The organism is Curtobacterium sp. PsM8 (genome assembly GCF_030433875.1).
In the GTDB taxonomy this organism is placed as follows: Bacteria; Actinomycetota; Actinomycetes; order Actinomycetales; family Microbacteriaceae; genus Curtobacterium.
Genome location: NZ_JARUXD010000038.1, coordinates 1 through 20,094 on the forward strand (window position 1 = coordinate 1; position 20,094 = coordinate 20,094).

General features: G+C 71.8%; 21 protein-coding genes and 1 pseudogene. 17 read left to right on the forward strand and 5 right to left on the reverse strand.

What is annotated here, in order from left to right; genetic code table 11:
- Positions 1-179 precede the first annotated feature (179 nt).
- The 11 genes from QCD68_RS10255 to QCD68_RS10305 all read left to right on the forward strand — a co-directional run bounded on the left by QCD68_RS10255 (position 180) and on the right by QCD68_RS10305 (position 9,195).
- Positions 180-1,088: a metal ABC transporter solute-binding protein, Zn/Mn family gene (locus tag QCD68_RS10255; protein WP_301222947.1), complete on the forward strand. Its 909-nt coding sequence runs from the start codon at positions 180-182 to the stop codon at positions 1,086-1,088.
- Between the two features lie 59 nt (positions 1,089-1,147).
- On the forward strand, positions 1,148-1,981 hold the full coding sequence (locus QCD68_RS10260; RefSeq protein WP_301222967.1) for a metal ABC transporter ATP-binding protein: 834 nt from the start codon (positions 1,148-1,150) through the stop codon (positions 1,979-1,981).
- A complete protein-coding gene (locus tag QCD68_RS10265) occupies positions 1,981-2,901 on the forward strand; it encodes a metal ABC transporter permease (RefSeq protein ID WP_111076037.1) in 921 nt (306 codons plus the stop codon). The genes QCD68_RS10260 and QCD68_RS10265 overlap by 1 nt, the downstream gene beginning before the upstream one ends.
- Positions 2,898-3,320 (forward strand): Fur family transcriptional regulator, encoded by a 423-nt coding sequence (locus tag QCD68_RS10270; protein ID WP_110905116.1) that lies wholly within the window; start codon positions 2,898-2,900, stop codon positions 3,318-3,320. Before QCD68_RS10265 ends, QCD68_RS10270 begins: the two co-directional genes overlap by 4 nt.
- Positions 3,321-3,330: 10 nt before the next feature.
- Positions 3,331-4,017, forward strand: coding sequence for an alpha/beta fold hydrolase (locus QCD68_RS10275; RefSeq protein WP_301222948.1), 687 nt, complete (start codon positions 3,331-3,333; stop codon positions 4,015-4,017).
- A 396-nt stretch (positions 4,018-4,413) separates the two neighbouring features.
- Complete coding sequence (gene rpmB / locus QCD68_RS10280) at positions 4,414-4,650, forward strand: 50S ribosomal protein L28 (RefSeq protein WP_110905118.1); 237 nt, start codon at positions 4,414-4,416, stop codon at positions 4,648-4,650.
- The gene (rpmG, locus tag QCD68_RS10285; protein WP_110905119.1) at positions 4,650-4,820 is read left to right on the forward strand and encodes a 50S ribosomal protein L33; all 171 of its coding nucleotides are present in this window, start codon (positions 4,650-4,652) and stop codon (positions 4,818-4,820) included. Before rpmB ends, rpmG begins: the two co-directional genes overlap by 1 nt.
- Before the next feature lie 3 nt (positions 4,821-4,823).
- Positions 4,824-5,129, forward strand: coding sequence for a 30S ribosomal protein S14 (gene rpsN, locus QCD68_RS10290; protein WP_110823155.1), 306 nt, complete (start codon positions 4,824-4,826; stop codon positions 5,127-5,129).
- A 307-nt stretch (positions 5,130-5,436) separates the two neighbouring features.
- Positions 5,437-5,724: an HU family DNA-binding protein gene (locus tag QCD68_RS10295; protein ID WP_110823157.1), complete on the forward strand. Its 288-nt coding sequence runs from the start codon at positions 5,437-5,439 to the stop codon at positions 5,722-5,724.
- A 130-nt stretch (positions 5,725-5,854) separates the two neighbouring features.
- The gene (locus QCD68_RS10300; RefSeq protein WP_301222949.1) at positions 5,855-7,873 is read left to right on the forward strand and encodes a cytochrome c oxidase assembly protein; all 2,019 of its coding nucleotides are present in this window, start codon (positions 5,855-5,857) and stop codon (positions 7,871-7,873) included.
- Positions 7,870-9,195 (forward strand): ATP-dependent DNA helicase, encoded by a 1,326-nt coding sequence (locus tag QCD68_RS10305; RefSeq protein ID WP_111076034.1) that lies wholly within the window; start codon positions 7,870-7,872, stop codon positions 9,193-9,195. Before QCD68_RS10300 ends, QCD68_RS10305 begins: the two co-directional genes overlap by 4 nt.
- 433 nt (positions 9,196-9,628) lie before the next feature.
- Here the strand turns inward: QCD68_RS10305 and QCD68_RS10310 are convergent, their stop codons facing one another.
- Positions 9,629-10,387: a DUF4383 domain-containing protein gene (locus QCD68_RS10310; protein ID WP_301222950.1), complete on the reverse strand. Its 759-nt coding sequence runs from the start codon at positions 10,385-10,387 to the stop codon at positions 9,629-9,631.
- Here QCD68_RS10310 and QCD68_RS10315 point away from each other — a divergent pair.
- Positions 10,359-11,273, forward strand: coding sequence for a phosphatase PAP2 family protein (locus QCD68_RS10315; RefSeq protein WP_301222951.1), 915 nt, complete (start codon positions 10,359-10,361; stop codon positions 11,271-11,273). The genes QCD68_RS10310 and QCD68_RS10315 overlap by 29 nt on opposite strands.
- 217 nt (positions 11,274-11,490) lie before the next feature.
- A complete protein-coding gene (locus QCD68_RS10320; protein ID WP_301222952.1) occupies positions 11,491-12,630 on the forward strand; it encodes a CE1758 family FMN-dependent luciferase-like monooxygenase in 1,140 nt (379 codons plus the stop codon).
- A gap of 211 nt (positions 12,631-12,841) precedes the next feature.
- On the opposite strand, the pseudogene QCD68_RS17495 reads toward QCD68_RS10320, so the two are convergent.
- Together QCD68_RS17495 and QCD68_RS10330 are read right to left on the reverse strand one after the other, a co-directional pair.
- Positions 12,842-13,054: pseudogene (locus QCD68_RS17495) on the reverse strand (DMT family transporter); the annotation flags it as partial.
- The gene (locus tag QCD68_RS10330; protein ID WP_111076030.1) at positions 13,054-13,368 is read right to left on the reverse strand and encodes a DMT family transporter; all 315 of its coding nucleotides are present in this window, start codon (positions 13,366-13,368) and stop codon (positions 13,054-13,056) included. The pseudogene QCD68_RS17495 and the gene QCD68_RS10330, both read right to left, overlap by 1 nt.
- A gap of 90 nt (positions 13,369-13,458) precedes the next feature.
- Here QCD68_RS10330 and QCD68_RS10335 point away from each other — a divergent pair, with 90 nt between their 5' ends.
- The 4 genes from QCD68_RS10335 to QCD68_RS10350 all read left to right on the forward strand — a co-directional run bounded on the left by QCD68_RS10335 (position 13,459) and on the right by QCD68_RS10350 (position 17,542).
- Entirely contained in the window at positions 13,459-14,037 is a 579-nt protein-coding gene (locus QCD68_RS10335; protein WP_111076029.1) for a TetR/AcrR family transcriptional regulator, read from the forward strand.
- A 221-nt stretch (positions 14,038-14,258) separates the two neighbouring features.
- Positions 14,259-15,278 (forward strand): permease, encoded by a 1,020-nt coding sequence (locus tag QCD68_RS10340; protein ID WP_181439342.1) that lies wholly within the window; start codon positions 14,259-14,261, stop codon positions 15,276-15,278.
- Positions 15,265-16,116, forward strand: coding sequence for a TIGR03943 family putative permease subunit (locus tag QCD68_RS10345; protein ID WP_290157038.1), 852 nt, complete (start codon positions 15,265-15,267; stop codon positions 16,114-16,116). Before QCD68_RS10340 ends, QCD68_RS10345 begins: the two co-directional genes overlap by 14 nt.
- Positions 16,106-17,542 carry a hypothetical protein gene (locus tag QCD68_RS10350; protein ID WP_301222953.1) on the forward strand — a complete coding sequence of 479 codons (1,437 nt, stop codon included), beginning with the start codon at positions 16,106-16,108 and terminating at the stop codon, positions 17,540-17,542. The genes QCD68_RS10345 and QCD68_RS10350 overlap by 11 nt, the downstream gene beginning before the upstream one ends.
- Positions 17,543-17,704: 162 nt before the next feature.
- Here the strand turns inward: QCD68_RS10350 and QCD68_RS10355 are convergent, their stop codons facing one another.
- Both QCD68_RS10355 and QCD68_RS10360 read right to left on the reverse strand, forming a co-directional pair.
- Entirely contained in the window at positions 17,705-18,667 is a 963-nt protein-coding gene (locus tag QCD68_RS10355; RefSeq protein WP_301222954.1) for a helix-turn-helix transcriptional regulator, read from the reverse strand.
- A gap of 244 nt (positions 18,668-18,911) precedes the next feature.
- Positions 18,912-19,958 carry an NAD(P)-dependent alcohol dehydrogenase gene (locus tag QCD68_RS10360; protein WP_111076025.1) on the reverse strand — a complete coding sequence of 349 codons (1,047 nt, stop codon included), beginning with the start codon at positions 19,956-19,958 and terminating at the stop codon, positions 18,912-18,914.
- Positions 19,959-20,094 lie beyond the last annotated feature (136 nt).

Below are 20,094 nucleotides of genomic sequence, written 5' to 3' on the forward strand. Positions count from 1 at the left end.
GGCCGGGGGGCGGCCTCGCCGCCGGGGGGCGGGCCCCCCACCCCACCCGGGGGCGGGGGGCGCCCCCCCCCCCCCGGCCCCCCGGCGGGGCCCCGGGGCCCCGGGGCCCCGGGGCCCTCCCGTCGTTCCGTCGGTAACGGTTTTGACAATCGTTCTCATGTGGCGCTAGCGTCGTCACCATGCACACCCGCCTCCTCGCCCTGCCGCTCGTCGTCGGCGCCGCCGCGCTCGCCCTCACCGGGTGCGCGACCTCACCCGCCTCGTCCGACTCCGGAGACGGCAAGGTCCGCGTCGTGGCATCGACCAACGTCTACGGTTCGATCGTCGAGCGCATCGGCGGCGACCACGTCGACGTCACGAGCATCCTCGAGGACCCGTCGCAGGACCCGCACTCGTTCGAGTCGAGCGCGAAGACGCAGCTCGCGGTGTCGAAGGCCGACCTGCTCATCGAGAACGGTGGTGGCTACGACGACTTCATGACGACGCTGTCCAAGGCCGCCGACACCAAGGCGCCGACGATCAACGTCGTGCAGCTCTCCGGCCTGCAGAAGTCCGGCGACACCGAGTTCAACGAGCACGTCTTCTACAGCTACCCGACGATGGTGAAGCTCGTCGCGGACGTCGCCGAGCGGCTCGGCAAGCTCGACAGCGCGGATGCCAGCACCTTCCAGGCGAACGCGAAGACCCTCACCGGCAAGCTCCAGGAGCTCGAGTCCCAGGTCGCCTCGGTCGAGAAGACCGTCGACGGCGAGAAGGTGGCTTACACCGAGCCCGTGCCCGGGTACCTCTTCGACGCCATGGGCCTCGACAACGTGACGCCGGAGGCCTTCTCCGAGGCGATCGAAGAGGGCGACGACGTCCCGCCGGGCGCACTCAACGACACCCTCAAGCTCTTCACGAGCGGCGAGGCGAAGCTGCTGGCCGTCAACGAGCAGACCTCGAGCGCCGAGACCGAGCAGGTCCAGAAGGCGGCCGAGAAGGCGGGCATCCCGGTGGTCGGTGTCACGGAGACGCTCCCGAAGGGGGAGGATTACGTCTCGTGGCAGCAGGCGAACATCGACGCGGTGACGGCGGCACTGAAGCAGTGACGACGACCCTCCAGGATCCGGACCGAGCCGCCACTGCCGAGCGCAGTGGCGGCTCCGCCGTGCTCGCGCTCCGGGACGCCGGGCTCGCCTACGGCAGCCGTCGGCTCTGGGACGGGCTCGACCTCGACGTCCAGCCCGGCGAGTTCGTCGCCGTGCTCGGGCCGAACGGCGCCGGCAAGACCTCGCTGCTCCGCACCGTCCTCGGCCAGCAGCGCCTGACGAGCGGGTCGATGTCGTTCCTCGGTCGCCCGGTCCGTCGCGGTCACCGGAGGATCGGCTACATCCCGCAGCAGCGGCTGATGGACTCGGGCACCCCGTTGCGCGCCCGCGACATGATCGCGCAGGGCGTCACCGGGCACCGCTGGGGCATCCGACCCGAACGCCGTGCCGAACGCGAACGCATCGACCGGATCGTCGACGAGGTCGGCGCCACCGCGTTCGCCGACGCCCCGGTCGCCGAGCTCTCCGGCGGCGAGCAGCAGCGCACCCGCGTCGGCCAGGCCATCGCCGCCGACCCCGCACTGCTGCTCTGCGACGAACCCCTCATCTCGCTCGACCTCCGGCACCAGCGTGGGGTGACCGAGCTGATCGACGGGCAGCGTCGACAGCAGGGCGCCGCGGTGCTCTTCGTCACCCACGACGTGAACCCGATCCTCGACGTCGTCGACCGGGTCCTCTACATCGCCGGCGGACGCTTCCGGATCGGCGCCCCCGACGAGGTCCTGCGCGCCGACGTCCTCAGCGACCTGTACGGCACGCCCGTCGACGTCGTCCGGACCATGGGCCGCATCGTCATCGTCGGCGCGAGCGACGCCCACGACACCGCGGGCGACGGGCACCACCACTGCGAGCCCGGTCCGCACACCACCACCCCGGACGAAGGACGGATCTGATGGACATCTGGTCGACCGTCTTCTCGTTCCAGGACTACGGCGAGCTGCTCGTCCTGGTGCGCAACTCGATCATCGCGGGCGCGGTGCTCGGCGTCGTCGGCGGGCTCATCGGCCCGTTCGTCGTCGCCCGGAACATGCCGTTCGCCGTGCACGGCATCAGTGAGCTGTCGTTCGCCGGGGCCAGTGCGTCGCTGCTCCTCGGCGTCAACGTCGTCAGCGGGTCGGTCGTCGGGTCCCTCGTCGCGGCGCTGCTCATCGGCCTGCTCGGCAGCCGGGCCCGCGATCGGAACTCGATCATCGCCGTGCTCATGCCGTTCGGGCTGGGCCTCGGCATCCTCTGCCTGGCGCTCTACAAGGGCCGGGCGGCGAACAAGTTCGGACTGCTCACCGGGCAGATCGTCTCGGTCGACAACCCGCAGCTCGGCATGCTCGTCGCGATCGCCGCCGTCGTGGTCCTCATCCTCGTGGTCATCTGGCGTCCGCTGATGTTCGCCTCGGTGGACCCCGACGTCGCCGCGGCCGCCGGCATCCCGGTCCGGACGCTCGGGCTGGTGTTCATGCTCGCGCTCGGACTGGCCACCGCGGTGTCGGTGCAGATCGTCGGAGCGCTGCTGGTGCTCTCGCTGCTCGTGACGCCGGCCGCCGCCGCACTGCGGGTGACGGTGAACCCGGTCCTCGTGCCGGTGCTCTCCGTCGTCTTCGCCGTGACCTCGGTCGTCGGCGGGATCCTCCTGGCCCTCGGCGGCGGCCTGCCCATCAGCCCGTACGTCACCACCATCTCGTTCCTCATCTGGGTCGTCTGCCGGGTGCTCGGCGCCCGGAAGGAGCGCCGTGGACGCGACCGCGTGTCGGCGCGGGAGCAGCACGTCGACGGCGGGACGAGCCTCCCGACCGCACCGAAGCAAGGAGTCGCAGCATGAACGCCGTCCAGAAGCCACGACGCAACACCTGGCAGCGCGAAGCGGTGCGCGGGGCCCTGTCCGAGACCGAGGGGTTCGTCAGCGCGCAGTCGCTGCACGCGCACCTGCGGGACGGTGGCTCCACCATCGGCCTGGCGACCGTCTACCGGGCACTCTCCGACCTGGCCACCGAGGGCGACGCCGACTCGCTGCAGCAGGACGGCGAGTCCCTCTACCGGGCCTGCACCACCGACAAGCACCACCACCACCTGATCTGCCGCGTCTGCGGACGGACCGTCGAGATCCAGGCCGACCCGGTCGAGGAGTGGGCGCGTGCGACCGCCGCCGCGAACGGTTTCTCGAACGCCAGTCACGTCGTCGACGTGTTCGGCGAATGCGCCGAGTGCACCGCCCGTGCCGCTGTCCGAGGTGGCGCGTAGTCTCCGCGACATGCACGTGATCCTGGTCCCCGGGTTCTGGCTCGACGCGAGCGCGTGGGACGACGTCGTCCCGGTCCTCCGAGCGGCGGGGCACACCGTCGACGCCGTCACCCGCCGTGGGTCGACGCTCGACGAGCAGGTCGCGGACCTGGTCGCCCGGGTCGACACCGCCCCGGAACCCGTCGTGCTCGTCGGCCACTCCGGAGCCGGTCCGATCGCGTACATGGCCGCCGACCAGCGGCCGGACCGGGTCCGGCACCTGGTCTACGCCGACAGCTTCCCCGGACCGGACGGCGGCTGCGTCAACGACGAACTGCCGGTCGTCGACGGGCAGGTGCCGCTGCCGTCGTGGGACATCTGGGAGGCGGCGACCCTCCGCGGCATGACCCCGGAGATCCGCGCCGACGTCGAACGGCGGGCGGTCCCGGAACCCGCGCGGGTCACCTCGGACCGGTTCCACTACGCCGACCCCGCGCGGCACCGGATCCCGGCGACCGTCATCACGTGCGAGATCGCCCCGGACGAGCTGGCCAGCATGGTCGCGGACCACCAGGTGTGGGCCGCCGAGCTCGTGGCGACCGAGGAGCTCGAGATCGTCGGGCTGCACACCGGGCACTGGCCGATGTTCACGGCGCCGCAGGAGCTCGGTGCGCTGATCGTGCAGGCGCTGGCGCCCCGCCCGACCGACGGGGTCTGAAACGCCGGCATCGCTCCCGGCTCCTGGCTCCCGGCTGCCGGCTCGCGTCCTCCGGCGCCTCGCCCGGTCGGGAGGCCCGGCTTGCGACGCGCCCGGCCGTCGCGTAACGTGGGCCGCTGGTTCTCCGCGCCTGCGCGGAGTGCCCGTTGTTCTGCCCTCCGACCGTCGCGGACGCCGCGGTCGCGTGGTACCGGATCCGAGCCTCCTGGCCCGGATGTGCTGACCCAGGTCGACCTCGTCGATCCGGACCGCCGCCGGTCTGGGCGGTGCGCACACCCCCTCGCCGGGCTCCTCGCCCAGACGATCCGTCTGGTGCCGACTGTCCAGCGCGTGTGCACCAGGCAAGTGACCTTGGGTGCAGCCGATCGGCTGCACGGTATTCATCAGGAGGAAACCATGGCTGCAGTGTGCCAGGTGACCGGCGCCGTTCCCGGCTTCGGTCACAACATCTCGCACTCGCACCGTCGGACGAAGCGTCGCTTCGACCCGAACGTGCAGAAGAAGACCTACTACGTGCCGTCGCTGCGTCGTAACGTGACGCTCAACGTCAGCGCCAAGGGCATCAAGGTGATCGATGCTCGCGGTATCGAGTCCGTCGTGGCGGGCATCCTCGCCCGTGGGGAGAAGATCTGATGGCGAAGCGCGGTCAGGACATCCGTCCGATCATCAAGCTCCGTTCCACTGCGGGCACTGGGTTCACCTACGTGACCAAGAAGAACCGCCGGAACAACCCCGACCGTCTCGTGCTGAAGAAGTACGACCCGGTGGTCCGCAAGCACGTCGACTTCCGTGAGGAGCGCTAGGCCATGGCGAAGAAGAGCAAGATCGCGAAGAACAACCAGCGCGCCGTCATCATCGAGCGCTACGCCGAGCGTCGCCTCGAGCTGAAGAAGGCCCTCGTCGACCCGAACGGCACCGACGAGTCCCGCGAAGCGGCCCGCGTCGGCCTGCAGAAGCTGCCCCGCGACGCGTCGCCGGTCCGCTACCGCAACCGTGACGCCATCGACGGTCGCCCCCGTGGCCACCTCGGTGAGTTCGGCATCAGCCGTGTCCGCTTCCGCGACATGGCCCACCGTGGCGAGCTCCCCGGCATCACGAAGAGCTCCTGGTAAGCACCAGTCCCACCGGCGCCCCTGCGACCTCTCGAGGTCGTGGGGGCGTCGTCGTTGTCCGGGGGACGTCATCCGCCGACTCCGGGCAGCACCACGGTCGTCACATCCGTCACATCAGCCACTCCTGTCCCTCGGGAGGCCCGGAAAACCGGGCGAGTCGACCGGAAACCCCGGAACCGGCTGGTAGGTTCATCAGCGGTTCCCCGGGCCCTCGGTCCGGTCGGGCCCACCGCTCGGGGCAACCGTCCCGCAGCATCCGGACGTTCCGCGTCCGACCCATACGCAAGAAGTCCGAGGAGGACATCCAATGGCTGACAAGTCACTGAACCGCACCGAGCTCGTCGCTGCCGTCGCCGCCGAGTCCGGCCAGAGCCAGGCCACCGTCAACGGCGTCGTCGACGCGCTCTTCGCCGTCGTCGGCAAGTCCGTCGCGGACGACACCAAGGTCACGATCCCGGGCTGGATCGCCTTCGAGAAGACCCACCGTGCCGCGCGCACCGGTCGCAACCCGCAGACGGGTGAGGCCATCGAGATCGCCGCGAGCGACTCGGTCAAGGTCAGCGCCGGCAGCAAGCTCAAGGCGTCGGTCAAGTAAGACCGCTCAGCTCCACGGAAGGGACGGCGTTCGCGCCGTCCCTTCCGTCGTTCCCGGGAGGCCCGTGCTCTGTCCACAGGTCGGCCCGCGCCGTTGCGGTGGCGCGCTTGCCAGCGCCTAGGCTTGACGGGTGAACCGCATCGCGCGCATCGCCGGCCCCGGCGTCCTGCTGCTCGCGGCGTTCGTGTCCCTGCTCGTGGCGCTCGTCGTCGGCGGTGGTGCCGACGCCGCGCTGATCGCCGACCCCGGTGCTGTCGTCCGCTTCGGGCTCCCCATCGCGCGGATGCTCGTCGACCTGTCCGCGGCAGCCGCCATCGGTGGGCTCGCCCTCGCGACGATCGGACTCTCCCGCACCGCGCCGGAATGGGACCGTGCGATCGACGTCGCCGCGGCCGCAGCCGGTGTCTGGACGGTGACCTCGGCGGTCACGACCTTCTTCACGTACCTCAGCGTCGCCGGCGGGGCCGTCAGCCTGGACGCGAAGTTCGGGCAGTCGATGGGCGTCTTCCTCACCGGCACGGACCTCGGGCTCGCCTGGCTCACCACGGTGCTCGTCGCCGCGGCGGTCACGGTCCTCTGCTTCGCGGTGCGCTCCCGCGGCATGGTCGCGCTGACGACCGGCGTCGCGCTGATCGGCCTCGTGCCGTTGACGCAGCAGGGCCACGCGGCCGGTACCGCCAGCCACGACGCCGCCGTCACCGCGCTCGGGCTGCACCTGGTCGGTGCCGCGCTCTGGGTCGGCGGACTGGTGATGCTGGTCCTCATCCGCGATGTCGTCCCCGGGGCGCGCCTGGCCGCCGTCGTCGGTCGGTACTCCAGCATCGCGCTGGGCTGCTTCGTGCTCGTCAGTGTCTCCGGGGTGGTGTCGGCGCAGATCCGCATCGGTGCGTGGGCGGAACTCGGCAGCCCCTACGGCGTGCTCGTGCTCGTCAAGGTCGGGGCGATCGTCGCGATGGGCGTCATCGGCGCCGTGCACCGGAAGCGCGTCATCTCCGCCCTGACCGCGGCGCCCGCGAAGGCCCGTCCGTTCTGGACGCTCATCGTCGTGGAGCTCGCCGTGATGGGCGTCGCCTCGGGCTTCGCCGCCGCACTCGGCCGCACCGCGACCCCCGCCGGACAACTGGCGCTGAGCAAGACCAGTGACCCGACGCCGGCCGAGGTCCTGACCGACGACTCGCTGCCGGCCGCCCCGGGTTCCTGGGGCTGGCTGACGAACTGGAACATCGACCTCTTCTGGCTGATGGCCGCCGTGCTGCTGGTCGCCGCCTACGCTGCCGGGGTCATGCGCCTCGGCCGACAGGGGCGGTCCTGGCCGGTCCGTCGCTCGGTGGCCGCCGGCGTCGGGATCGTGGCGCTCGTCGTCGCGACCTCGGGCTCGTTGCACACCTACGACCGGTACCTGGTGTCCGCGAACGTCGGCGCACACGTGCTGCTCGGGCTCGTCGTCCCGGCGCTGGTGTGGGCTGCGGCGCCCGTGCAGCTCATCCGGGCCGCGGTGCACCGGCGCGCGGACGACAGCGCCGGGGTCGCCGAGTGGACCACGGTGTTCGTCGACAACGCCGTCGTGCGGTACCTGGTCCAGCCGTTCCCCGCGTTCCTGCTGCTCGCAGGGCTCTGGTGGGGGCTGTACGCCACCGACGTGCTGCGCTGGTCCGTCAGCGACGCGATGGGTCGTACGGTGGTCGACCTCGTCTTCCTGCTCGTCGGACTGCTGGCGCTGCCGACACTGTTCACCCCGATCGCCCTCGGCGCCCGCAGTCCGTCGACCGCGGCGTTCCTGGTGCGTGCCGCGGGCGCGGTGGTCGTCGCCGCGGGCACCGTCTCGCTCGGGATCGCGATGCAGGGGCCGCTCGGGCTGCTGCAGGCGTCATGGTTCGGAGCGATGGGCCGCACGTGGGGTCCGGATCCCCTGGTCGACCAAGCCCGCGCGGGCACGGTGCTGATCGTCGGGGGCGTGCTCGTCGTCGTGGCGGTCGTCGCCGTCGGTCTCGTGCGGCTGCGGGGCGCGGCCACGGGCCTCCCGGCCGGCAGCGGGGCGACTGTCGGCGACAGGGCGACTGTCGGCGACGGGGCGACTGTCGGCGACGGGGCGGCGGTCGCCGACGACGGCATCGCGAGCGGTGTCAGCGGCGGATCGAGCGCCCGGTGAGCGTCGAACTCTCCGCGGAACAGCGGGCGGTCTTCGAGTACATCGAGTCGACGCGCGACCACGTCTTCATCACCGGACGCGCCGGCACCGGCAAGTCGACGCTGCTCAACCACCTGTCCTGGAACACCGAGAAGCAGGTCGTCATCTGCGCCCCGACCGGCGTCGCCGCGCTGAACGTGGGTGGGCAGACGATCCACTCGCTGTTCCGGCTGCCGATCGGCCTCATCGCGGACGCCGAACTGCGGCAGGGTCCGGACACCCGGAAGCTCCTCAACACCATCGACACCCTGGTCATCGACGAGGTCTCGATGGTCAACGCCGACCTGCTCGACGCGATGGACCGTTCGCTGCGCAAGGCCCGCGGGCGGCAGTTCGAACCGTTCGGTGGCGTGCAGGTCGTCATGTTCGGCGACCCGTACCAGCTGCCCCCGGTGCCAGGCGACGGCGACGAGCGGGCGTACTTCACCGACCACTACCGGTCCATGTGGTTCTTCGACGCCAAGGTGTGGCTCGAGGCCCAGCTGCACATCATCGAGCTCGCCACCGTGCACCGGCAGCGGGACGACGCGTTCGCCGCCATGCTCACGGCCGTCCGCCACGGTCGGGTCACCGCCGACGTGGCGCAGCAGCTCAACGAGGCGGGGGCCCGACCTGCTCCCGACGACGCGATCACGCTCGCCACCCGGAACGACACCGTCTCGCGCATCAACAAAGCCGCGCTCGAACGGCTGCCGGGCAAGCTCAAGACCGCCAAGGCCGACGTCAACGGCGACTTCGGCGGGCGGAACTACCCGGCGGACGAGGCCCTCGAGCTGAAGCCCGGCGCACACGTGATGTTCCTGCGCAACGACCCGGACCAGCGCTGGGTGAACGGCACGCTCGGCATCGTCCGGAGCATCCGCGACACCGTGTGGGTCAGCGTCGACGGTGAGGACTTCGAGGTCCAGCCGTCGGTGTGGGAGAAGTTCAAGTACTCCTACGACCCGGACAAGAAGGAACTCAAGAAGGACACCGTGGGGGAGTTCCAGCAGTTCCCCCTGCGCCTGGCCTGGGCGGTCACGATCCACAAGTCGCAGGGCAGCACCTACGACCGGGCCGTCGTCGACCTCGGCAACCGGGTGTTCAGCGCAGGGCAGACCTACGTGGCGCTGTCGCGGCTGACGTCCCTCGACGGGCTGTACCTGACGCGTCCGCTGCGGCCGGCGGACATCATCGTGGATCTCGACGTGCGCCGCTTCATGTCCGAGTCACCCCGGGTCGTCGCGACCCAGCTCGAGGCCCCGAAGCCCGCGGCCGACGCCCCGGACGATCCCGAGGCCTGACGCCGACGCGGACGGCCGTCGCTCGACCGACCCCTCCTGCTCCTGCCGAGGTCGCACGACGTGCCGCTCGTGTCCGTCGAGGTCGCACGATGTGCCGCCTGGCCGGGCGGTCGGCGGCCGTTCGTGCGACCTCGGCGGTGGCCCGGCGGCGGGTTGTGCGACTTCGGCGAGGGGGGACGGTCCGGTGCTCGTCGCCGCGGGTCGCACGACGTGCCGCTCGTGTCTGTCGAGGTCGTACGAAGTGCCGCGTGGGCGGGCGGCCGGCGGCCGTTCGTGCGACTTCGGCGTCGGGCCGGCGGCGGGTTGTGCGACTTCGGCGGGCGGGCGAGCGGCGGGTAGTGTCCCCCCCACCCGCTAAGCACCGCACGCACCGGCCCCACGCACGACGACGCCCGCCTGCCGGAGCGGCAGACGGGCGTCGAGGGAGAGCAGGTCAGGCGCGCGCGCCAGCTGCCCGCAGTGCGCGGAGGTTCTCCTTGTCGGCACCCAGCGCGGTGAGCAACAGGACGACGGCGACGATGGCGTGGAAGACGTTGTCAGTGGTGTTCAGCGCGAAGACGTTCGCCGAGGTGTTCGAGAACACGAACCCGTAGACGGCGAGCACGAGCAGGACGACACCGATCACCAGGTTCACCGCGCGGGACCCGATCGTGTTGCCGAGACCCACGATGAAGAACGCCGCGGCGAGGATGGTCCACAGCCCGCAGAGCGCCGGGTTCAGCCCGAACGAGTTCCAGAGGAACCCACCGGAGCGGCTGAAGAACGCGCCGCCGCCGTCCTGGGCGAAGAAGAAGCCCAGGATGCCCCAGATCGCGAAGAGCGTGCCGGCGGTCATCGCCAGTGCGCGGTTCGGCGAGGCGGTGATGCTCGGTTCCTTGACGGCCACTTGGGTCTCCTCTTCCTGCGCGACGATCGCGCTGTACGACTGCCCGCCGTCGCGCTGGTCACGCACACTGCCGGCGGCACGCGTCCCGGTGCCCGACCGACCTGTGTCACGCTGTCCGGAGACCTGCTGCAGGACGGCCGTGGCCTTGCTGCGGAGGCCCGCGTTCCCAGCTCCCGACGAGTCGCCCAACGGTATCGTGTCGGACCCCGAGCGACCGAATCGCTTCCCGCTCAGCAGACGGATGACGACGCCGACCACCATGACCCCGAGGAGGACGATGCCCGTGACGCGGACGCCGGCGCGCACCGCTCCCGAGTCCTTCGGCGAGGGGCGTGGACCGAGCGTCTCCCGGAGGCTCCGGTGGGCTCTGCTCGCGGCTCTGGGGTTCGTGATCGTGCCTTCCGTCTACGCGGTCGCCGTGTTGACGCCGTTGGGGCAGCGGGTGGAGGACGCCGCGCTCGGCGGTGTCCGCGAGTCCGACCTGTTCGGGTCGGACACCGCCCTCAACGTCATCTCGGTGCCGGTGATCCTGCTGTTGGTCGTCGTGATCGCCGCCGTCGCGTTCGCACGCAGGCGGCTTGCCGTGGGGCTCGGAGCGGGTTTCGTGGTGCTGGCGTCCGCGGCCACCTCGACGTTGCTCAAGCGTATCGCCGAGCGCCCGGAGATCGCCCAGTCGACGACGCCGAACTCGTTCCCGTCCGGACACGCGACGATCGCCCTCGCGGCACTGTTCGCCGTGCTGATGGTCACACCCCGTCGGTTCCGCCCCCTGGTGCTGCTCGTGGGCGCCGTCTATGCGGTGTTCGTCGCCAACCAGACCGTCGTCTACGGCTGGCACCGGGTGAGCGACATCATCGGCGCCTGCGCGGTCGCGCTGTTCTGGCTCGGGCTGGTCCGGGCGCTGGGGCCGCAGGTGGACCGTGGGGCCCGAGGCGACCGCGACGGACGCCGAGGGCCGCGGCGGGTGGTGACGGCACTGCTGCTCGTCGCCGTGGGTGCGGCGCTGCTCGTCGGCGTCGTCGCGCTCCTGGTCGGCACCCTCGGGGACGGCGACCACGGCGCGATGCTCCTGGCGGGTCGGCTGGCGTCGTCCGCCAGCGTCCTCGGCGTGATCACCGCGGTCTGGCTGGCCGACGGCATGCACCACGCGCCGCCGACGACCAGCGCGGATGCGCCTCCCGTCCGCATCTGACGGCACCAGCAGCCGCGACGACCGCCGCGGCAACGCCAGCAGCCGCGACGACCGCCAGGGCAACGACAGCAGCGCCAGCGGCCGCAACGACGACCGCAGCAGCCCAGCAACGCAGCGCCGGTGGCGGGAATGCCCCGGCCTGCGCTACGTTGTACTCGTCAGTTCGATGCAAACGCATGGAACCGGAACGAGCCAGCGACAGACGAGGCGGCACATCATGCAGTTCGGGATCTTCACGGTCAGTGACGTCACGACCGACCCCACCACCGGGACCACGCCGGACGACACCCAGCGCGTCCGGGACATCCTGACGATCGCGCAGCACGCCGACCAGGCCGGCCTCGACGTCTTCGCCACCGGCGAGCACCACAACCCGCCGTTCGTCGCCTCGAGCCCGACCACGATGCTCGGCTACCTGGCCGGCGTCACGAAGGACATCACCCTCTCGACGTCGACGACCCTGGTCACCACGAACGACCCGGTGCGGATCGCCGAGGAGTACGCGATGCTCCAGGTCATCTCCGACGGCCGCATGGACCTGATGATGGGCCGCGGCAACACCGGCCCGGTCTACCCGTGGTTCGGCAAGGACATCCGGCAGGGCCTGAACCTGGCGGTCGAGAACTACGCGCTGATTCGCCAGCTCTGGGAGAACGAGGTCGTCAACTGGCAGGGGCAGTTCCGCACGCCACTGCAGGGCTTCACCTCGACCCCGCGCCCCCTCGACGGCGTCGCGCCCTTCGTCTGGCACGGATCGATCCGCACGCCCGAGATCGCCGAGCAGGCCGCCTACTACGGCGACGGCTTCTTCCACAACAACATCTTCTGGCCGATCCAGCACACCGAGCAGATGGTCGGCCTCTACCGCCAGCGCTACGAGCACCACGGCCACGGACGTGGCGACCAGGCGATCGTCGGCCTGGGCGGGCAGTTCTTCGCACGGAAGAACTCGCAGGACGCGGTCGACGAGTTCCGCCCGTACTTCGACAACGCCCCGGTCTACGGCCACGGCCCGTCGATGGAGGACTTCACCACCCAGACCCCGCTCACCGTCGGGTCGCCGCAGCAGGTCATCGACCGGTACGCCGCGATGAAGGACCACGTCGGGCACTACCAGCGCCAGCTGTTCCTCATCGACCACGCGGGGCTGCCGCTCAAGACGGTGCTCGAGCAGATCGACATCCTGGCCGAGGACATCGTGCCGGAGCTCCGCCGCATCAACGAGTCCGACCGGCCCGCGCACGTGCCGTCGAACCCGCCGACGCACCTGGAGCTCGTCGCCGCCGCACACGCGGCCGGCACGGCCGGTGTCGACCACGTGGCCGCGGTCGACGAGTGGACCGGCGCGTCGGTCTGACCGGCCGCGTGACCCCCTGACGGACGGGATCCGTCTCGCGGTCGGGCGATTGTGTCCGCTCTGCCGAGCCTCGGCCGGCGGCGCGCGCGGCGCGCTGCGCCGCCGGGCGCGCGGGCACCAGCTTCAGGCCGACGACGCAGCCGACGATGCCCGCGATGAACAGCAGACGGAGGAGCGTGACCGGCTCCGCCCCCGTCGCCATGCCCCAGAGCACGGTGAGTGCGGCGCCGGTGCCGGTCCAGACGGCGTAGGCGGTGCTGATCGGGATGTGCTTGAGCACGTACCCGAACGCGCCGAGGCTCAGCACGATGGTGACGGCGAAGACGAGTGTCGGCCCCGGGCGGGTGAAGCCGTCGCTGGCCCCGAGGGCGGTGGCCCAGACGGTCTCGAACGCGGCGCTGACGAACAGCACGACCCAGGCCATCAGCTGACCACCTTGAGGCCGACGACGCACGCGACCAGCCCGAGGACCAGGCCGAGGCGGGCGAGGGACGCGGCCTCCTGCCGCCGCAGGACCGCGACGACGACGGTCAACGAGGCACCGATCCCGACCCAGACGGCGTAGGCGGTGCCGACCGGGATCTCCTTCATCGCGAACGCGAGCCCGACCATGCTCAAGGCCATGCCGGCCACGAAGACGATCGTCGGCACCACCCGCTTGAACCCGTTCGACGCTCCGAGTGCGGTGGCCCAGACGGCTTCGAGCACGCCGGACAGCACCAGGATGACCCATGCCATGGTGTTCCTCCGATCCGAAGTCGTACGACTGTGCGACTTCATGGAGACCAGTTCTAGCACGAACTCGTACGGTCGTGCGACAATTGCCGGATGGCGCGCAGCATCGACCTCGAGGAACGCCGCCGTACCGTGTCCGCGGCGGCCTGTCAGGTCCTCGCCCGCGACGGCCTCGGTGCCCTGTCCGTCCGGAACGTCGCCGCCGAGGCAGGGCTGCCCCCGAGCACTGTCCGGTACGCCTTCCCGACCCAGGCGAGCGTCCGGGAGCACGCCATCGCATCGGTGTTCGACCGGACCCGCGAGCGCATCGAGGCGATCCCCGCAGACCTGCCGACACGGCAGTGGGCGCGGGCGGTGCTGGTCGAACTACTGCCCCTCGACGACGAGCGCGTGGTCGAGCTCGACGTCTACCTGGCCCTCGGCAACGCCGCACTGACGGACGCCGAGCTCCGCCCGACGCTCGACCGGGTCGTCGTCGAGATGCGCCGGTGGTGTGAGCGGGTCCTCGAGGTACTCGGGGTCCCGAGCGCTGACCTGGAGTACGAGGCCTGCCGGCTGCACGCCCTCCTCGACGGCCTCGCGATGCACGTCGCCCGGCTGGCCCCCGGGGAATCGGGGGACTGGGCGATCGACGTCCTCGAGCGACACGTCGACGGGGTCGCCCGGGCCTGACACACGGCGAGCCGGCCGGTGCCGACCAGAGCCGGCCTGTGCCGGCCAGCGCCGGCCTGTGCCGGCCTGTGCCGGCCTGTGCCGACCCGCGCCGACCCGACCCGCGCCGACCCGTGCCGACCGGTGCCGACCGGTGCCGGCCAGAGCCGGAGCCGCCACGGTCTACCGGGCGTGGGACGAGCCTCCAGGTCGACGCCCCGGACGGCCTCTATCCTGTCCCGGTGACGAGCACCCCCGCCCGCCCCGTCACGACGCGCCCGCGCAGCCTGACCGGCCCCGGTCTGGTCCTCGCCGCCGTCGTGGCGCTCCTCGCCGTCCGCGTGCTCTCGCCGGCCGTCGGGACCGCCGGCCTGCCCGACGTGGTGCAGGACTTCCTGACGCTCGCGATCAGCGTCGTCGTCGAGTCGCTGCCCTTCGTGGTCCTGGGCATCGTGCTGTCGATCGTCGTCGAGGTCTGGGTGCCGCACGGGGTCCTCGAGCGCATCCTGCCGACCCGGCCGCTGCCCCGGCGCGCGGTCATCTCGCTCATCGGCATGCTGTTCCCGGTCTGCGAGTGCGGCAACGTCCCGCTCGCCCGCGGCTTGATGCTCCGCGGGTTCACCCCGGCCGAGGCGGTCACGTTCCTCGTCGCCGCACCGATCCTCAACCCGCTCGTCATCATCAGCACCGCGCAGGCCTTCGGCTGGTCCGGGTGGATCCTGCCCGCCCGCATCGTCGGCGGCTTCGTCGTCGCGAACCTGGTCGGCTGGATCGTCGACGCCCACCGCCGTCCGGCGGACCTGCTCCTGCCCGCGTTCGAGGCCCGCTGCCGCGCCGCCGTCGGCGCCCCGCCGGTGCGTGACAAGTGGCGCGAGAGCGCGTCGCACTTCGGCGGCGAGACCGCGACGATGATGCCGGCCCTGTTCGTCGGCGCCGGGCTGGCCGCCGCGATCCAGGTCGCGGTGCCGCGGAGTGCCCTGGTCGCGGTGGGGTCGAACCCGGTGCTGTCGGTCGTCGCGATGATGCTGCTGGCGATGACGGTGTCGCTCTGCTCGAACGTGGACGCCTTCTTCGCGCTGTCCTTCGCGTCGACGTTCCTGCCCGGGTCGATCACCGCGTTCCTGATCATCGGGCCGATCATCGACGTGAAGATGATCGCCCTGCTCCGCACGACGTTCCGCGCCCGCTTCCTGGTGCTGCTCGCGGTCGTCTGCGTCCTGTTCGCCGCGACCGTCGGATTGGTGATGAATGTCTTCGTCTGAGCAGCACCTGGTCAAGCACGAGCACGAGCACGAGCACGGGTCGGCGAGAGCCGTCAGCCGTGCCGACCGCACCGCGGTGCGCCGCGCCCTGCTCGGGCTCGGGTCCGTCCTGGCCGTCGCCCTCGGCACCCTCTGGCTGGGCCTCGCCGACCACCTCGACCTCTACATCAACCCCCGGTACGCCGTCTTCACGCTGGTGCTCGCCGCCGTCGCGGTGCCCGCCTCGGTCGCCGGACTCGTCGTGGTCGCCCGTCACGGCAGCCACGCCCACGACGGGGACCCGGAACCCCGGCCGGGAGGCGGTGGTCGCCTCCTGCACGTCGTCCTCGGCTCGGTCGCGGCGCTCGTCACGATCGGCACCGTCGTCGCGATGCTCGTCCTGCCCCCGACGACCCTGTCCGCCCGGACCGCGCAGCAGCGGAGCGTCGGGTCGGCCTCGCTGTCCGACGCGACGGGCGCCGGGGCACCGGTGTCGCTCCTCGGCAGCGAGTCGGTGGACACGTCCGGCTACGGCGTGAAGGACTGGGCAGCGCTCATCCGGCAGAGCACCGACACGACGGCGCTCGTCGGCCGCAAGCTCACCCTCACCGGGTTCGTGGTGCCCGCGTCGGACGGCTCGTTCACCCTGACCCGCTTCGTCGTCAGCTGCTGCGCGGTCGACGCCCAGCCGGTCGGCATCGGCGTGACGACCGACGGCACGCTGCCGACGGAGAACCAGTGGGTCCGGGTCGAGGGTGCCCTCGCCGCGAACCCGGACACCGCCTCGGACGCCCGGCTCGTGATCCGCGCGGCGACCGTCACCCGGGTCAGCCAGCCCTCGGACCCGTATGAGTACTGACACCGACCCCCACATCGACGTCGACGCCGTCCGTCCCCGACGTCCGGTGACCCACCGCTTCCGCCGCCGGTTCACGGCCGTCGTGGTCGTGCTGGCCGTGGTCGCCGCGCTCGCCGCCGTCGCCGGGTCGCAGCAGGGGCCCCGGCTGCGCTCGGTGTCGTACGACGCCAGCGACCTGGTGACCCGGCCCGCGCAGCGCGTGATCCTCACCGCGAACCAGGCCGTCCAGCGCGTCCCGGCGTCGGCGGTCCGGGTCAGCCCCGCGGCGGCGTTCTCGGTCACCTCGAGCGGCAACACCGTCGCCGTCGAGTTCGCCGGCCCGCTCGACTACGACCGCGACTACACGCTGAGCATCCGCGGCGTCCGCGCCCCCGGGCAGGCGGCGGCGTCGCAGCTGCGCACCACGATCCGGACCGGCAGCACCGACGTCCTCGCCGTGGTGCCGGGGCGGAACGGCGGAGCCGACCGGATCGTCCGCCGGGACCTCGGCGCAGCCGGCATCCGCACCGTCTACCGGGCGGCGGGCATCGCCGAGTACGCGGTCCTCGCCCGCTCCCTGGTCGTGCTCCGGAACGACTCGTCCGGGCACTCGGCGATCGACGTCGTGCCGCTCGCCGGCGGGGTGCAGGACCCGTCGGTCCCGGTCGAACGGCTGTCGATGCCGAGCCCGGTCGGCACCGCGAAGGCCCTGCACGCGGCCGACGACGGGGCCTCGTTCGGGTTCGTCTACGCCGACACCTCGTCCGGCCGGTCCGAGGACGTCGGCCTGTACGACGTCGACCTGACGGGCACACACCAGCCCGAACCGGTCGGCGCGGACGGCAAGCCGGCGATCGGCGCGACCCCGCTGTCGGTCGCCCAGTGGGCCTACGTGCCGCGCACCGAGAGCGCCCTGGTCCGGACCGGCACCGACGACCTGGTGCTCGTCGACATGGGCGGCCGGAACGCCCCCGTGCGGCTCGGGTCCGCGACCTACCTGCACGGCTTCGTCGGCTCCGGCACGACCGCCGTCGTCGAGACCGGCACGGGCATCGTGCAGCTCGACCTGACGAACGGCCGACGGACCGCGCTGCCCACGCCGGCGGCGAGCACCGACCAGCCGTACCTCGGTCGCATCGCCCCGCTCGCCGAGGGGCGCTACCTGCGACTGGTCGGGTCGACCCGTACGGACGGCACCCTGGCGGCCCGCATCGTGCGGGTGGACGGGGCACGGGCCTCCCGGCTGGCGGTGACCATCCCCGACGACGCGAGCGTGACCGCGGTCTGCCCGTCGCCGAACGGGCAGTTCGTCGCCCTGGCGACCCGCTCGGCGGACGGCGCGCTCGTCACGGTGGTCGACGCCACGTCGGGGGCGCTCGAAGCGTCCCTGGCCGGCACGGCGATCGACTGGTGCACGGCGCTGCCGACGGGCGACGAGGTCGGCTGAGCGGGCCCGGCGCCGCCGAGCCGCCCCCCCCCCCGCCGCGCCCCGCCCGGCGCGCGGAGGTGGGCGGGGGCGGCCCCGGGGGGGCGGGGGGGGGGCGGGGGGGGCGGGGGGGCCCGGCCCCCCCCGCCGCGCGCCGGGCGGGGGGGGGCGGGGCGGCCGCGGCTACTGGCGGAGGGTCCGCCGCGGGTACTCGCCGAAGCGCCGCAGGTACTCGCCCGAGAACCGCCCCATGTGCGAGAAGCCCCAGCGCGAGGCGATCTCCGCCACCGACGCGGTCCCCGGCTCCGCCGCGAGCAGGTCGGCACGCACCTGGCGCAGCCGGACCTCACGCAGGTAGTTCATCGGCGTGCGGTCGAGCGTCCGCTGGAACGACTCCTGCAGCGCCCGGACACTGAGGTCCGCCGCCTGGGCGATGTCCGTCACGGTCAACGGCTCCCCGGCGTGCTCGTGCAGGAACTCGACGGCCTTGCGGACGCGAGTGTTGCGGCGCTCGCCGTAGCCCTCGGGCTGCACCTCGGCCTGCAGCCGGTACAGCCCGAAGAGCGAACGCACGACGTCGCGCTGCGCCTCGTGCCAGGCGAGGGACTGCCGGCCCGCGGTGCGGAGGGACTGGACGGCCCCGGCGACGGAACCGCGCCACACCTGCACGGCGGCCGCGGTCGGCGGGGTCGAGCGGTCGAAGCCGAGCGTGCCGTCGACGATGTACTGCTCACGGGCCACGTCGAGGACCAGCTCGCGGTCCAGGTGCACGAGTCGCTGGTCCCAGTTCTCGTACTCCATCTCGAAGCGTCGCTCGATCGGGAACAGCGTCGGGACGCCGGGCTCCATGCGGACCTCGTCGCGCCCGACGTCGACACGGGCGCGGCCGGCGTCGAGCCACTGGACGACGACCTCGCCCTCGACGGCGACGTCGCCGCGCAGGTACCCGTGCATCTGCGACCGGCGGATGCTCATGCGGTCGTCGCCGACGCCGACGTACTTGTACCAGTAGTCGTGGTCGACGGGGGAGGAGTACCAGGTCCGGCCCGCGTACATGCCGGCGAGGTCCTTGACGGCGCCGCCGGTGTCGGTGCCCGACACGGCGACGATCGCGCCGTTCGGTGCCGAGTTCTCCGGATTCGTCATGACTCCACCTTCCCTCGCTCGGGATCGTGACGCGAGTCGCTGCGTGCGCTGCCGTCCCGGGACGGCGTTCCGCGGACCTTGTCTGGGAGACGTTGAGGTCCCGGCCAGGTTCGCGCCCGTATCGGGGGACAGCGGGTCCGGACGGGTGGACCACACGACGGGAGGCCCGTCACCAGCTGGTGACGGGCCTCCCGTTCGCGGTGTGGACCGGCGGGACGACGTGCGTGACGTCGCGCGCAGGTCGTTACGCGAGCGTCGCCGCGTCGATGACGAAGCGGTAGCGGACGTCCGAGGCGAGGACGCGCTCGTAGGCCTCGTTCACCTGGTCGGCGCTGATGAGCTCGGTCTCCGGCAGGATGCCGTGCTCGGCGCAGAAGTCGAGCATCTCCTGCGTCTCCTGGATGCCGCCGATCGCGGAACCCGCCCAGCTGCGGCGGCCCGGGATCAGGGCGAAGGCCGGGACCTCGAGGGGCTCGGACGGCGCACCGACGTTCACCATCGTGCCGTCGACCTTGAGCAGGTTCAGGTACGCACCCATGTCGACCTTGGCCGACACCGTGTTGATGATGAGGTCGAACGAGTTCGCGAGCTTCTCGAACGTCTCGGCGTCCTTGGTTGCGTAGTGGGCCTTCGCGCCGAAGCGGAGCGAGTCCTCCTGCTTCGAGGTGGTCTGCGACAGGACGGTGACCTCGGCGCCGAGGGCCGCGGCGATCTTGACGCCCATGTGACCGAGGCCGCCGAGGCCGACGATCGCGACCTGCATGCCGGGGCCGGCCTTCCAGTGGTGCAGCGGCGAGTACAGCGTGATGCCGGCGCAGAGCAGCGGGGCGACCTTCTCGATGTCGAGCGACTCGGGGACACGGAGGACGAAGTCCTGGTCCACGACGACGGCCTGCGAGTAGCCGCCCTGCGTGATCGTGCCGTCGGCGGGGTCGACGCTGGCGTAGGTGCCGATGTTGCCCTTCAGGCAGTACTGCTCCTGGCCGGCGAGGCACTGCTCGCACTCGCCACAGGAGTTGACCATGCAGCCGACGCCGACCAGGTCGCCGACGGCGTACTTCGTGACGTCCGCGCCGACCTCGGTGACGTGGCCGACGATCTCGTGGCCGACGACCTGCGGGTACTGGATGGGGCCCCACTCGCCGCGGACGGTGTGGATGTCGGAGTGGCAGATGCCGGCGTAGGCGATGTCGATCATGACGTCGCCGGGCAGGAGGTCGCGGCGCTCGATGGTGGTCTTGACGAGCGGTTCGGTCGCGGACGGTGCCGCGTACGCGTTGACGGTGCGCAAGGGTCTCCTCGTGGGGTGGGGATGTCGGGCCGGGTGCGGCCCGCCAACGATCCTGCTCCGGTTGCGCGACACGTGACAGGTACGGCTGGAACACCCTTTGGGTTGCCCGGAGGCGCGTGGCGTGCTGTCCGACAGT

Coding starts and splice junctions, on each gene's coding strand:
- QCD68_RS10350 (WP_301222953.1), top strand. CDS start 16,106: ATGAGTACTGACACCGACCCCCACATCGACGTCGACGCCGTCCGTCCC.
- QCD68_RS10265 (WP_111076037.1), top strand. CDS start 1,981: ATGGACATCTGGTCGACCGTCTTCTCGTTCCAGGACTACGGCGAGCTG.
- QCD68_RS10320 (WP_301222952.1), top strand. CDS start 11,491: ATGCAGTTCGGGATCTTCACGGTCAGTGACGTCACGACCGACCCCACC.
- QCD68_RS10345 (WP_290157038.1), top strand. CDS start 15,265: ATGTCTTCGTCTGAGCAGCACCTGGTCAAGCACGAGCACGAGCACGAG.
- QCD68_RS10275 (WP_301222948.1), top strand. CDS start 3,331: ATGCACGTGATCCTGGTCCCCGGGTTCTGGCTCGACGCGAGCGCGTGG.
- QCD68_RS10330 (WP_111076030.1), bottom strand. CDS start 13,368: ATGGCATGGGTCATCCTGGTGCTGTCCGGCGTGCTCGAAGCCGTCTGG.
- QCD68_RS10355 (WP_301222954.1), bottom strand. CDS start 18,667: ATGACGAATCCGGAGAACTCGGCACCGAACGGCGCGATCGTCGCCGTG.
- rpsN (WP_110823155.1), top strand. CDS start 4,824: ATGGCGAAGAAGAGCAAGATCGCGAAGAACAACCAGCGCGCCGTCATC.
- rpmG (WP_110905119.1), top strand. CDS start 4,650: ATGGCGAAGCGCGGTCAGGACATCCGTCCGATCATCAAGCTCCGTTCC.
- QCD68_RS10315 (WP_301222951.1), top strand. CDS start 10,359: ATGCCCGTGACGCGGACGCCGGCGCGCACCGCTCCCGAGTCCTTCGGC.
- QCD68_RS10335 (WP_111076029.1), top strand. CDS start 13,459: ATGGCGCGCAGCATCGACCTCGAGGAACGCCGCCGTACCGTGTCCGCG.
- rpmB (WP_110905118.1), top strand. CDS start 4,414: ATGGCTGCAGTGTGCCAGGTGACCGGCGCCGTTCCCGGCTTCGGTCAC.
- QCD68_RS10270 (WP_110905116.1), top strand. CDS start 2,898: ATGAACGCCGTCCAGAAGCCACGACGCAACACCTGGCAGCGCGAAGCG.
- QCD68_RS10255 (WP_301222947.1), top strand. CDS start 180: ATGCACACCCGCCTCCTCGCCCTGCCGCTCGTCGTCGGCGCCGCCGCG.
- QCD68_RS10295 (WP_110823157.1), top strand. CDS start 5,437: ATGGCTGACAAGTCACTGAACCGCACCGAGCTCGTCGCTGCCGTCGCC.